We start from the raw sequence: 13,667 nt of genomic DNA, 5'->3' as shown, positions 1-13,667 counted from the left end.
GCTGAAATCTGCACATTGAGAAGCTTGCTTTCTCTTTTGAAGCGTATAGAAGGGCTGGCTTATCCAACCCATTGGAGCCATCGCGTTACAGCATGCCGAGGAAGGCGAAATAGCTACTCTCCGAATTGCGAAAAGGGTAAGCTGAAGCAGATATAATATTTGACTGTGACTTAAAATTGGATTAGAACTGTTGATTCTTATGCTTTTTCATGTGGTATCGAATAAGAGTGACCAATCTCGATGACAATTCCTGCGACATTACAAAGCAAAAAACAAGTTTTTATCTTCTCCCTGATTTAGGAATTTATTCAGCGGGGATTGAGTGATTGAAATCTATGAAATTTATTTTGCGGCATGTTCATTCTTTTGATTTTATTATGAAGTAGAGGATAAATATAGAAGAAATCTGTAAATATATGATAAGATAGGGGTATCTTATGAATGAGGTGGATAATATGATACACGAGATCAGCGGCGGTACATCATCTCTTGAACTATACGAGGATTACCTAGTAATTAAGCCTAGTAATGTTCAAAAATTGGGAGGACAGACTCAAACGATTCCGTTGGATTCTGTCATTACGATCAGCATAGTTAAGCCCTTTTTAAAAGTTCCTTATTTACAAGTAATTACAGCCAACCTTCAAACATCGAAAAAGGATAATTTAAAAGGAGCGAGTGCTAACGTTGTTCTTATTCAACCGGGAAAAATGAAAATCGCCGAAAAAATTCGTGATTACATAGCAGTATATAAATCAGAAAAACACAATCGTCCTAATCCTCCAGCTCCTGTTGGGTCGATCGATGATTTGAGACAGCTAGCAGAACTTAAGGATTCTGGTATCATAACTCCAGAAGAATTTGAAGCCAAGAAAAAGCAAATCCTTGGATTATAAAATGGACTTTTTTTCATTCAATGCATGATCCGAAATACGAAGCCGCTTGTTCTCCAATTACGGAGAATAAGCGGCTTCATTGTCTTTTTAGAACTAATAAGATAACAGGCCCCCTCTCTATCCCATCTTTATGGGATTGTCCTTGTAAGGGATCTACTTATAATTGTTAGTAATTCTTAGACAATGATGAGTGGGGGCGGGATCAGCATGAGTATTGCAAAAAATACAGAGCTAACAGGTACGCGCAGGCAGCGGTTGGGTATGATGGCGGCTATTTGTATGGGGGCTTTTATTTCTCATTTTACTGCCGGAATTATGAATGTATCGCTTCCTTTTTTTATAAGTCATTTTCAAACTGAGCTTGCAAAAGGATTATGGATCACAACGGGGTATCTACTTGTGATTACTGCGCTTCTCCCTGTGATGGGGAAATTGGGTGATCGTTATGGTTTTCGCCGTATTCACAATCTCGGATATGTGATTTTTACGGTTGGTTCGATCATGGTCGCTTTTTCACCTAATCTGCCAATATTACTTGTACTTAGAGTTGTGCAGGGGATAGGAGCTGCGATGTTTCAAGCAACGAATATTGCGCTTATCAGCGTTCATATGCCGAAAGAACAGAGGGGACGGGCACTCGGAATTCTAAGTACTGCTGTCGCACTGGGCGGGATGACCAGCCCTATTGCAGGAGGTCTGATTGCGGAGTGGCTCAGTTGGCAATGGCTATTTTTGATCCATGTTCCTGTGGCAATTGTGGCTACAGTTATGGCCTATCGGTACATTCCGAGCCGTGTGCATGAGCGCAAGTCGGGAACTGTAAGTATCGCGGGCGCGGGCTTGTTCATGGCGTGGTTTACCTTGCTACTTCTCGTTATTACAAATGGGAGCAAATGGGGTTGGGTGTCCACGCGGACGATGGCTAGTTTGATGGGATTTTTCCTGCTGTTGATTACGTATCTATTATGGGAACGGAGGCAAAAGACACCTTTTCTACCTCTTCGGGCGTTGAAAATTCCTGCTGTAGCGGGTGGCTTGATCGTTAGCTGTGCCTCTTTTATCCTTTCTAATACCGTGCTCGTCCTTATTCCATTTTATTTAATGGGAACAGCGGCTGGATTCACTTCATCTAAGACAGGCTACATTATGGCAGCTTATCCCATTGCATTAGCATTTTCAGGTCCTCTTGCCGGTTACTGGTCTGATCGTTATGGTTCTCGTCGGCTGATGTTAATGGGGCTGAGCTGCATGGGAAGCGGGTTCATCCTGTTGCTAATATTTTTGGAGAATATACCGGTGTATGGAATCGCTGCGATTCTATGTCTTATTGGACTCGGGATGGGGCTTATTGCTTCACCGAATAATAGTTATATTATGAAGCAGACGCCCAGGGAACACGTAGGTTCAATTGGAGGATTAATTGCCTTAACACGAAATGCGGGTATGGTCTTTGGCTCAGCGCTTGGGCTAGGGCTAGGGATGGTGAGCGGGGAGATAGGGCAGAGGAATTCGATTCAGGCGTTCAAAATGGTTTTTGGGATTAATATTGTTATTTGTATAGGCGTTATTATATTGATGATTGTTATTAATAGACGGACATTAAAATCTCTTTGATATAAAAAAATGTGTGTGTAATCACAACTCAAGGTTTGGAGTTCTGTTACGTTGTGAGTAACGAAAGATTATCTCGATATGGAGGATAACGATATGTTTTGTTACCAATGTGAACAGACACCAACTGGCGGTTGCACCGTTGTGGGAGTATGCGGCAAAAATGAAACCATCGCGAGTTTGCAGGATACGATGATTTTTGCTCTAAAAGGAATTGCAGCCTATGCGACACATGCTCGGCAGCTAGGATATAGTGATCCCGAGGTGGACCGTATTACCCACGAAGCTTTGTATATGACCTTGACCAATTCTAACTTTAATACGCAGGAGCATTTGGAGATGGCGATGAAGGTCGGAGATGCGGCAGTTCGCGTCATGGATCTACTGGATCGTGCGCATACGGATCGATTTGGGATTCCACAACCCATCACAGTCAGCCAGAACAAAATAGAAGGTCAATGTATTGTGGTGACAGGGCATAATTTGTATGCACTGGAGGAATTGCTGCGGCAGACGGAAGGAAAGGGCGTCAACATCTATACTCACTCGGAAATGTTACCTGCCCATGGTTATCCGGCGCTTAAGAAGTATAAACATCTGAAAGGCAATATCGGCAAAGCATGGTACGATCAACGCAGACTTTTCGAGCAGTTTCCCGGTGCGATTCTTGCAACTACAAACTGCGTGATGCCGATTAAAGGCACGTATGCAGACCGCTTTTTCTCATATGAAGTGGCGGGGCTGGAAGGTGTTGCAAAAATCACGAATGACGATTTCTCTCCTCTGATTAATCGTGCGTTGTCATTACCTGCGGCTGATGTAGAATCAGACTTGGTACTCACGACAGGATACCATCACGAAACAGTAATCGGGTTGGCACCAGAGATCATTCAGGCTGTTAAAGACGGGCATATCCGCCGGTTCTTCGTTATTGCAGGCTGTGACGCGCCAGGTAAAGGTGGGAATTACTACCGCGAGTTGGCGACTTCCTTACCGAACGATACCGTCATTTTAACCACTTCCTGCGGGAAATTCCGCTTTAATGATGTGGATTATGGAACCGTTGGAGATACGGGCATTCCGCGTTACATTGACCTTGGACAATGCAATAATTCCGGTTCTACGGTGAAGATTGCCTTGGCTTTGGCTGAAGCATTTGATTGTACGGTGAACGAGCTGCCTGTAAGCATCGTGCTGTCATGGTTCGAGCAAAAAGCGGTAGCCATTCTGCTGGGCTTATTCAGCCTAGGTATTCAAGACATTCGCATCGGGCCGAAGCCGCCGGAGTTCATCTCGGATGGTGTGTTGGATGTGCTAGTTGAACTTTTTGGATTGAAGCTGATTACCACTGCCGAGGAAGATATGAACGCGATGTTGGCTTTGTCGTAAGGTAATAAGGGCATTACATTTAATATTGCAAGACTAAGCTCAAGCTGAGGATAAAGCTTGGGCTTTTCTTGTGTCTTGTCGCTTATATAGGGTTATTTTCTACAGATATGAATTGTGTATTTTTATATTGTTGCGAAGTTGATCTAAAAATTTATTTGCTGCATTAGAAAACACCTGATGTTTTTTCCAGATAATATTTAAATTAGCCTCTAATTTGGGGGTTAAAGGTTTAAAGCAAAGCTTGCTATCTCCTGATGTATTAATAAGTTTATCCAAGCATAATGCATATCCAATATTTTCTTCGACCATTCGTGCAGCATTGTACAGCAGATTGTAGGTTGCGACAATATTGAGATCCTCAATATTCGCTTCAAACCATCCTGTGAATTCGTTACTGACAGCAGTTTGACGTGAAATCAAAAGTGGTTTATCTATTAAATCTATTGGCTGAATGAACTGCTTGTACGCTAAAGGACTATCTTTGCGCATTAAAACACCCCAAACATCAGTAGCGGGTAATTTTATGTAATCATATTTTTGTTTATCTGTGGGTTCTATGACAATGCCAAAGTCCAATAATCCACTGTCTAGCTTGTTAGTAATATCGTCAGCATTACCACTGTATAAATCAAATCGAATACTTGGATACTGTTCAAGTAATTCTTTTGATGCTCTGGCAATAAAATTCATAGCTTCAGTTTCACCACCGCCTATGTAAATTTCTCCGCTAATCAATTCTTTTGATTCTTTAAAATTTGCTTCAGTTTTATCTACTAGCTCAACGATTTCCTTCGCTTTTTTAAATAAGTATTTCCCTTCATCTGTTAAAGTGATTTTTCGATTTCCTCTTTCAAATAGAATGGCTCCTAATTCCGTTTCAAGGTCTTTTAATTGTCTTGATAATGTAGGTTGAGACAAATGCAGCTGTTTTGAAGCCGACGATATATTCTCTTCATTCGCTACAGCAATGAAATAGCGTAATACTCGAATTTCCATAACAGTCTCCTTATTTATCTATGCTTAAAAGGCATAAGAGAGTATTTAATATAAGTATTAGTTATTCGAATCATATCAACTTATGATGTGAAAGAAAAGGTTTAACTTTAAAGGAGGGTTTATAGATAGCTATAAAAGATAAAGTGATTATTATTATGGGCGCATCAAGTGGAATCGGTGAAGCAACTGCAAAGGTACTTGCAAAAAGTGATGCGAAGTTGCTCTTAGCTGCACGCCGCTTGGATCGTCTCGAAGCTATTAAAGAAGAATTTCCTAAATCAAATATTCTCATTCAACAAGCGGATGTGACAAACTATGATGATGTGAACAAGGTCGCTAGACTCGCATTAGACACATATGGCAGTATCGATGTTCTCTATAACAATGCGGGTATAATGCCAACAGCACCAATCGTGGAAGGGCGTCGTGAAGAGTGGAAGCAAATGATTGATATCAATATCATGGGTGTTTTGAACGGAATCGCTGCGGTGTTGCCAATTATGGAAAAACAAAAATCAGGGCATATTATTGCAACAGATTCTGTGGCAGGACATGTAGTATACCCTAATTCAGCCGTGAACTGTGGAACATAGTTTGCAGTTCGTGCCATTATGGAAGGATTAAGACAAGACATATGAATCGAATTATCAGAAATATAAATAAATTTGGGTGGTGATTTTTAAAATGGATATGAATGATTTTATGGATTTTTGTAAGAAAGGAAATCCAATTTCGGGTGAGGATAAAGAATTACATGAATTATTAACTCAATGCAGTTATCAAGCCCAAAAGGTCACGATGGAATTGAATTCATCCTATCATTCAAAAGAAGAAATAGTGGAGATTTTTAGTGAACTTACGGGCACTGAAGTTGATTCGTCTTTTATGTGTTTTCCGCCGTTTTATACAGACTTTGGAAAAAATATTACTATAGGAAAGAATGTGTTTTTCAACACAGGCTGTTCCTTCCAAGATCGAGGAGGAATCAGAATAGGGGACGGTACAATGATTGGTATGAATGTCACGATTGCTACACTTAATCATGGATTACCTTTAGAAACGAGAAATGTAACCTACCCCTCTCCAGTTATCATTGGAAAAAATGTATGGATTGGGTCAAACGCAACCATACTGCCCGGGGTGACGATTGGAGATAACTCTGTTATTGCGGCAGGAGCAGTTGTCACTAAAGATGTTCAAGAGAATTCTGTCGTTGCAGGAGTACCAGCAAAAGAGCTCAAAAAAATTTAAGAATTTGGAAAACTGAATTTGTAGAGAGGGACGCATTGATAGAAAGATAAAAAGACCCCGTCAGTGATTATACTGGCGGGGTTTTGTTAAAGGATCATCCCCATTTCACGGAGTCTATCTTTAATTTTCTTTAAACGAGCTTCTTTTTCGGCAGCTTTAGTCAATAACTCCACTGATGTTTCGTTATACTTCTTAATAATCTTTTTTAAAGTTAATTCTTTCATTTCCTTTTTACTGTGGATTGTTACACGAGGGACGATGTTGTAGTTTTCTATGGTCTTGGGATCTGCAGAAATTCGTTCTAGTAAACGAAGCAGAAGCTTCAGTCTATTGTAGCCCAACCCCCGAACCTGGTATAGTTCTTTCCATGTGGAATTTAGTAAATGATCCAGGTTTGTATATCCCTTGGCGTATAGAGCATTTATGAGGCCCGTTAAATTTGCTCCCTGTTCTTCTACATAAGCCACAGCTACAAGACAAGCAATATCCTTACTATAAAGATGCGGTGGAATCGGGAAGAATTGTATTAATTCCCCGTTTCCTTTGATGATGTCATTCATGATGATTTACCCCCAATAAAAAATATGGTCACTATAACACTTCTAGTATTCTGATGAAGGAGTAGTTAGAGGATGCAGCCTAATTGGAGTCATCCTATTCCTCCTTTAGAGGGTCTGAAGCCCTTAAACATTATTAAACCCCATGCTACTGATCATTTTCTGAACACCAGCAAAGTCCATAGCATAAGCTCGTGGAATATGTAACAGAAATGTTATGATGGAGGCATCAATTTTGCGGGGGACACTGATATGGATATCCGAATTAAAGAACTAGTTAATGCTGCACAGGAAACGTACGGATTGGACAATTACTACTTACATACACATGAACTTTATCGCGAAGTTTCGATACTGGGAAAGACCGACTATTTGCTTAGTATGGAATGGTTTCCTTCACATATTACAGAGTGGAAGGAGGATTACAATCCGGAAGGAACGGCTGTCATCACTATAGACCTGCAATCCCGCAACTATAAAAGTGTGATTTTTGTGGGTGGGAAATCATATGCGAATGGGGCACCATTTCAAAATATTGATTTAAACGGCGTTATCCAGTGGATGGAAGCCGAGGCGGGGATCGTGTACGGTAAAGGATTCCACCTAATAAAGGAACAGGTAGGTGAATATCATTTTGCCGAATCTATAGACGGCGTGCCGGTCTCCCCCGGTGGGCGGATGGAGCTCCGCTTTGATGCAGAGGGGAGGCTTATTTTTTACAGTGTGTATGTCCAGTTTCCTTCTAGATCCCTTGTGCAAAAAGAGAACTATTCACTCACACTTCAAGCGGTAGAGCCGCAAGCCAAAAAACAGCTACAACTTATAGAATATCCGGTTTACGAGATGAAGCAATTCCTGCCGATCTATGGGATTGAAGAAATCTACATTACAAATGATGGAACCACCATCCCATTTGAGATTATTTCAGGCACGAAAGCACAACTGAATATAGATCAAGTAATCCATTGGGAGCAAGCGAATACGGAACCGTTTGTAAGGACGGAGATACGTCTGCAAGAAGTGGTTACAATCGAACAGGCAATAGCTCGTGAACCGCACCCAGACTCATTTCCTATCACAGACGCAGAATTATTCAAGTGTATAGCCGGAGTCGAAGCTGGTCTAAGCCAGCTCTATCCGGATGAATCCGGACAATGGATACTGAAGACGTTACATCGGGAAAGAGGACATATTCAAGCGACATTGAGGATGAATGCACCAAGTAATCGTATATTCCAGCGTAAGCTCCTCCTGTTCATCGATGCGAACCTTTATAAGGTTATAAACTATATGGATAACAAATCTCTGCTCGATACGTTTGATGAGTTCCAGAGCGAAGGAGAGATTACTGTAAGTCATAACGAAGCCTATAACAAGCTCCAAGGATGGCTCGAATTAACACCCGTCTATGTGTATGATTCTGGGCAGAAGAAGTATGTGCTGTGCGGGAAGCTGGATTGTAATTATGCCGTGAAGGCCACTAGCGGAGATGTGGTGGAGTTGGGTAGTTTGGAATGATAGTGAAAGCTATCTTATAGCTATATGATTAGATAAAGAGTCTAAGTGATAAGGGAGATATCCGTATCACTCAGACTCTTTTTTTTGCTTTTTATACTCAGAGGTATAAGACTTAAGCAATTCTCCAACCCTATGAAGCTTTGTTTTTATCTTTTTGCTCCATGCTTTGTTCCATAGGTCATCAATCGCCAGACCTTTTCTAAAGGTCCCATGGAAAAGAACTTGAACCAGATGGTGCTAAAAATGATTTGAATCATATAAATCAGAACTGCGATGTAGAGAATATCTTTTGGTGAAACGACTTCGAGACCTATAATCGAAATGATTGCCGTCCCAATAATGCTTTGAGCTACATAATTTGTAAATGCCATTTGACCCACCCGGGATATAGGCGTCAGGAATTTCACCATTTGTTTGTTTTCTAATAGTAGAAATAATGTTGTTAAGTAAAACAAAGTGGTTGGAAGTGATCCTAAGCCCGTAACTGAATCCACATTGCTGCTCCCGCTTTGAGTAGCGTTCCAAATCCATAATGAGAAACCAACGAACACAAGAAATGATGCCATTTGAATCCATCTAATTGGTTTTGATAATTTTTGTATATGTGTTAGCCAACCTGACTTTGCAGTTGAAAAACCAGCTAAAAACATAATAAAGATTAGCATAGCGTCATTAGAAAAAATATCAAGGATAGATGAGATTGTCCCTAGCGATGGTGAAAATATTTTTACCGTCAAGGAAATGATGTATATGGATGTCACACTAATAAGCCACTTTTTAAGTGTAGAAACCGTTGTGTGATAAAAAGGGATCAGAAACAATCCGATGACGGCATATACGGGTAGAATGGTTCCCCAAAAGATAAACACATGCACGATTCCCAGCAGTAAGAGGGTAAGTAATCGTCTAGCCATACGCCATCTTGGTTTATCTCCCCGGCTTTCGGCTCTTGAGGCGAAGATGAATAGACCTACTCCAAATAGGAATGAAAAAATAGAAAAGAACTTTTTCTGTACGAAGATGATTATCAAACTATTGATGATTCCATTAATGCCGCTATAGTCTGGTAAGGGATCTCCTTCCATAATAAGTTTAAAGGCCCCGACATTTATAAGCAGTATGCCAAAAAGAGCAAGTCCGCGAATGATATCGAGTGAAATAATTCTTTCTTTTTGTGAAATGGAGGGATTCATGTATGGTTCTCCTTTGAATAAAAATTTAATTATCTAGGAGTCAGTATAAGTTGCGAACCTTACATTAATTTGATGCCAACATTACAGAATCCTTAAATATGATAAAATGTTCCATTTCCAGTTGAATTAGAATCCGTTATATGGTTAATATAAATACTAAATCATTTTGGGGTGTGAACTAGAAATGTCAGCATATACTCAGCCAATCTTTGTGGCTGCAATCTTTTTTGTTCTTTTAGCATTTGCTTTATTTATTCCATGGCTCATTTATACGTATAGAAAATACAATTACCTGCCATTTTCTACTACTTTAATTTCATTTTCGTTTATCTTTTACTTTCTAGCAGCGTTATTTTTAGTATTGTTACCGTTGCCAGAGGTACGCAACACTTGTTCTCTTCAAAAACCGGGTACACAGCATTATTCACTTATGCCATTTCAATTTATTGTGAGCACCTTTGGGAATAGTGGTATCGTGTTATCACAGCCTTCAACTTATAGACTGTTATTTAGCCAACCTTCATTCTATCAAGCATTTTTTAATTTCTTGCTATTATTACCTTTTGGTGTTTATTTGCGATATTTTTTTCAAGAGAAGAAATACTGGAAAAAAGCGCTAGCAATCACGTTCTTATTAACATTATTTTATGAGGTAACACAGGTAACCGGCATTTATGGGATTTATAATTGCCCTTATCGCATTTTTGATGTGGATGATTTATTGTTGAATACTGCCGGCGGGGTGCTGGGCTTCTTTATTGCTCCAGCTGTATTAGCGTTATTCCCATCAAAAAAGAAAATTAATGAGAAAGCAGAAAGATTATTAGCTCTTGATGAAGTAAGAGGGATGTCTGTGTTGTTGGCAGTTATTATTGATCTATTGATCAGCAACATGGTAGTTAAAATTGTGTTGAGTATGACCAACGTTAATATGGTTAGTGAATTTATTGCGAGTACAATTACGCTTTTTGTAACCTTCTTTATTATTCCATGGATTTGGAACGGATCGACAATCGGTACGAAAATAATGCGTTATCGCTATGACAGTAATATAAGTCGAGGGGAAACTAACAAGCGATTATTTAAACGTTTTGGTGCGATTTACGCGATGTACTTCATAACGGTCATTGCGAAAACCTTGAATAACGTGGAGCTATCAATGGACTCACCATTTTATAAGGCATCTATATTCTTAACACTAGGTGCTGGATTGACCTCTATCATTTTAACGATCGTGTTGTTCATCCATGTGATCTTAGTCGTGTTTGGCGAACAAAAACGCCGCTTTTACTTTGATGAAGCTTCTGATTTGTATACAACCAGAAGAAAATGAGTTCTTTTCAATAGCAAAGGGATACTCCGTAGTCTTAAATGGCTACAGGGTATCCCTTTTTTAAATATAAGAATTTATATGTTCCATGTTATAAATTATCCTTATATTTCTTCGAGAAACATTGTCTTCTTTAAAGGAAGACAACTCGTTTCTTCTTGGTAGATTTAAGCTTGTTGTAAGGTTGGCATGAATTTGCTGTAAGGTTCGCAGCCTATAGTAAAAGTATCAGCAAATTATGAGGTGAAATGTATGGAAGCATTATTAAAAGTAGAAAACATAAAAAAAGTGTACGGGAAGTTAAGCGCTGCTTACACAGCGTTAGAAAACGTGTCTTTTGACATTCAAGCAGGTGAGTTTGTAGGGATTATGGGACCTTCCGGCGCTGGAAAATCAACCTTGCTAAATTTGTTAGCAACCATTGATTCTCCAACTGAAGGGAAAATTTATATGAAGAACAAGAGTATTCATGATATGAAGGAAGCAGCTTTGTCAGACTTCCGACGTGAAAATCTCGGTTTCATCTTCCAAGATTACAATTTACTCGATTCCTTAACTGTAAAGGAGAACATATTGCTTCCTCTGGCGATTGCTAAAATTCCAGCGAAGAAAATCAATCACCTCGTGACTCAGATCTCCAAAGTATTTGGTATTGAAGATTTACTGACCAAATATCCGTACCAAATCTCTGGTGGTCAAAAGCAAAGAACCGCTGCGGCTAGAGCGCTTGTGACAGAGCCTGCGCTGATATTGGCTGATGAACCAACTGGCGCCCTTGACTCCAAATCAGCAACAGATTTATTGGAAAGCTTAAGTTCTTTAAATGAAAATAATAATTCGACCATTATGATGGTGACCCATGATGCCTTTGCCGCAAGCTTCTGCCGCCGGATTATTTTCATCAAGGATGGTTCATTTTCAACAGAAATCTATCGTCGTGATCAGACACGCAAAGCCTTCTTCCAAGAGATCTTAGATGTTCATTCGGCCATTGGGGGTGAGGTTGATGACGTTATTTAGTCTAGCAAGAAAAAATATAGCACGAAACTTCTCTCAATATTTCTTATACATTGCATCGATGGTGTTTAGTATCATCATTTACTTTACATTTGTGACCTTAAAATATAGCGATACGATAGCAGAACAGACAGCTTCATCCCAAAGACTTGGTTCACTAATGAGTGGAGCGGCAGTCATTCTTATCTTTTTCGTATTCATATTTATAGCTTATTCCAATTCGTTTTTTATGAAAAAACGTAAAAAAGAAGTCGCACTGTATGCGTTGCTAGGGGTACGTAATCGACAAATAGGTTTTATGCTCTTTTTTGAAAATCTCTTATTAGGATTATTCTCTTTAGTAGTTGGGATTGTACTTGGGTTCCTATGTTCTAAAGGATTTAAGACGATTCTGATTCATTTAATGGGTTATGACGTTGTAGCACCCTTTACATTTTCAGCGGCGGCAGCGATGAACACGGCTATCGTATTTCTAGTTATTTTCTTAGTGACATCGTTTCAGGGCTATCGCTTGATCTATCAATTTAAGCTGATTGATTTATTTCATGCTTCCAAAAAGGGAGAAGTGGCACCTAAACCATCTATGATAGTAGCTGTTCTTGGAGTGTTGCTCATTGTCTTGGGCTATTGGCTCGCGATGCAGGACCTTTTCACTTCTAAGATATGGGAAAAAATCGGATTTCTCATGACTGTATTAATTATTTTAACAACGGTTATTATGGGTACATTTTTATTGTTCCATAGTGTGACTGGCTTTGTGTTAGCAATGATTAAGAAGAATGAAAAGTGGCTGTGGAAAGGCCTTCATGTAATAACCATTTCGCAATTGCTTTATCGTATCCGTGGAAATGCACGTACATTAACTGTGATTGCTGTGTTAAGTGCTACGACAGTAACTGCCGGTGGAGCGGTGTATGGCCTTTATTACAATACGAATGACTCGGCGCAAACAATTAATCCGAATACCTTTATGTATCAATCAACAGATGCAGAAATGGATAAACAAGTGAGTGCTGTGTTACCAGATACAAAATACGATAAAAATATTGAAGCACTATCCATTACATTTCATACGAAAGAGTTAAACTCGCCATCAACGTTCGATAGCACTGATAAAAGAGAATATACAGTTATCGATGAAAAAACATACAACCAATTAGCAAGTGTACAGCATAAAGAAAAATTAGATGTAAAGGACGGCTACGCGGTTATTTTAGATATCGGATATGACAAAAGGTTCTCACCTATATATACAGGGAAAACGATAACAACAGGTAACGGCCATCCTCTCACATTCCAAAGCTTTAAAACGCAAAGCGTATTGAATGCAGGCACAGCAGGTATAACCGTGGTAGTCTCGGAGGATCAGTATAAAGTGTTGCAAAATGACGGGGAAGTGCTGCACTATCGTGTACTTGGGGTAGATGATGCGTCTGTGGATTTATCTAAAAAAATTGCAAACCAATTACCTGAAGAAGCGCTATTTTCAAGTGGTCCACAAGATTACCAAACAAGTTTGGAAGGCGTGGGTTCTCTACTGTTTATCGGAAGTTTCCTTGGGCTCGTATTTCTGGCTGCAACAGGCAGTATCATTTACTTTAAAGTTTTAACAGAGGCAGAAGAGGATAAATCACAGTACAATATGCTGCATAAAATGGGTGTCAGTGCAAAAGAAATGCGAAAATCCATTGCGTCACAGGTATTCGTTATCTTTGTTGTACCGCTTATAGTAGGGTTGTTGCATAGTGTAGTGGCTTTAAAAGCATTTTCTAGTCTAATGATGATAGATTTAGCAAAACCTGTGTTGCTCTGGATGATTGCTTATACCGTAATTTACGGGTTGTATTATTTCTTAACCGTAGCTTCTTACAATCGTATTATTACACTAAATAATAGAACAGAAGGATGA

General features: G+C 39.5%; 12 protein-coding genes. 9 read left to right on the top strand and 3 right to left on the bottom strand.

Going from position 1 to position 13,667, the window contains the following annotated elements:
* The first annotated feature begins 437 nt into the window (after window positions 1-437).
* The 3 genes from R50345_RS30375 (at window position 438) to hcp (ending at window position 3,896) form a co-directional block, all read left to right on the top strand.
* Window positions 438-896, top strand: coding sequence for an SHOCT domain-containing protein (locus tag R50345_RS30375; RefSeq protein ID WP_052414648.1), 459 nt, complete (start codon window positions 438-440; stop codon window positions 894-896).
* A gap of 207 nt (window positions 897-1,103) precedes the next feature.
* On the top strand, window positions 1,104-2,510 hold the full coding sequence (locus tag R50345_RS18940; protein WP_156114827.1) for an MFS transporter: 1,407 nt from the start codon (window positions 1,104-1,106) through the stop codon (window positions 2,508-2,510).
* A gap of 93 nt (window positions 2,511-2,603) precedes the next feature.
* Window positions 2,604-3,896: a hydroxylamine reductase gene (gene hcp / locus R50345_RS18935; protein ID WP_042129140.1), complete on the top strand. Its 1,293-nt coding sequence runs from the start codon at window positions 2,604-2,606 to the stop codon at window positions 3,894-3,896.
* Between the two features lie 99 nt (window positions 3,897-3,995).
* Here the strand turns inward: hcp and R50345_RS18930 are convergent, their stop codons facing one another.
* Window positions 3,996-4,892, bottom strand: a complete 897-nt coding sequence (locus R50345_RS18930; protein ID WP_042129138.1) for a LysR family transcriptional regulator — start codon at window positions 4,890-4,892, stop codon at window positions 3,996-3,998.
* 143 nt (window positions 4,893-5,035) lie between these two features.
* On the opposite strand from R50345_RS18930, the gene R50345_RS18925 reads away from it, so the two are divergent.
* A complete protein-coding gene (locus tag R50345_RS18925) occupies window positions 5,036-5,485 on the top strand; it encodes an SDR family oxidoreductase (protein ID WP_269321965.1) in 450 nt (149 codons plus the stop codon).
* 91 nt (window positions 5,486-5,576) lie between these two features.
* Entirely contained in the window at window positions 5,577-6,143 is a 567-nt protein-coding gene (locus tag R50345_RS18920; protein ID WP_042129136.1) for a sugar O-acetyltransferase, read from the top strand.
* 86 nt (window positions 6,144-6,229) lie between these two features.
* On the opposite strand, the gene R50345_RS18915 is transcribed toward R50345_RS18920, so the two are convergent.
* Entirely contained in the window at window positions 6,230-6,703 is a 474-nt protein-coding gene (locus tag R50345_RS18915) for a hypothetical protein (protein WP_042129133.1), read from the bottom strand.
* Between the two features lie 249 nt (window positions 6,704-6,952).
* Here R50345_RS18915 and R50345_RS18910 point away from each other — a divergent pair, with 249 nt between their 5' ends.
* Window positions 6,953-8,218 carry a hypothetical protein gene (locus R50345_RS18910; RefSeq protein ID WP_042129132.1) on the top strand — a complete coding sequence of 422 codons (1,266 nt, stop codon included), beginning with the start codon at window positions 6,953-6,955 and terminating at the stop codon, window positions 8,216-8,218.
* Window positions 8,219-8,364: 146 nt separating this feature from the next.
* Here the strand turns inward: R50345_RS18910 and R50345_RS18905 are convergent, their stop codons facing one another.
* Entirely contained in the window at window positions 8,365-9,411 is a 1,047-nt protein-coding gene (locus tag R50345_RS18905; RefSeq protein WP_042129130.1) for a DUF418 domain-containing protein, read from the bottom strand.
* Window positions 9,412-9,595: 184 nt separating this feature from the next.
* Between R50345_RS18905 and R50345_RS18900 the strand changes: the two genes are divergently transcribed.
* The 3 genes from R50345_RS18900 to R50345_RS18890 all read left to right on the top strand — a co-directional run bounded on the left by R50345_RS18900 (window position 9,596) and on the right by R50345_RS18890 (window position 13,667).
* Window positions 9,596-10,744: a VanZ family protein gene (locus R50345_RS18900; RefSeq protein ID WP_042129127.1), complete on the top strand. Its 1,149-nt coding sequence runs from the start codon at window positions 9,596-9,598 to the stop codon at window positions 10,742-10,744.
* Window positions 10,745-10,993: 249 nt separating this feature from the next.
* Window positions 10,994-11,761, top strand: coding sequence for an ABC transporter ATP-binding protein (locus R50345_RS18895; RefSeq protein ID WP_042129125.1), 768 nt, complete (start codon window positions 10,994-10,996; stop codon window positions 11,759-11,761).
* Window positions 11,748-13,667: an ABC transporter permease gene (locus R50345_RS18890; RefSeq protein ID WP_042129123.1), complete on the top strand. Its 1,920-nt coding sequence runs from the start codon at window positions 11,748-11,750 to the stop codon at window positions 13,665-13,667. The genes R50345_RS18895 and R50345_RS18890 overlap by 14 nt, the downstream gene beginning before the upstream one ends.

Source organism: Paenibacillus sp. FSL R5-0345 (genome assembly GCF_000758585.1).
Taxonomy (GTDB): domain Bacteria; phylum Bacillota; class Bacilli; order Paenibacillales; family Paenibacillaceae; genus Paenibacillus_AQ.
Note: the sequence above shows the minus strand (reverse complement) of the source record. Positions and strands in the feature narration are given on the sequence as shown.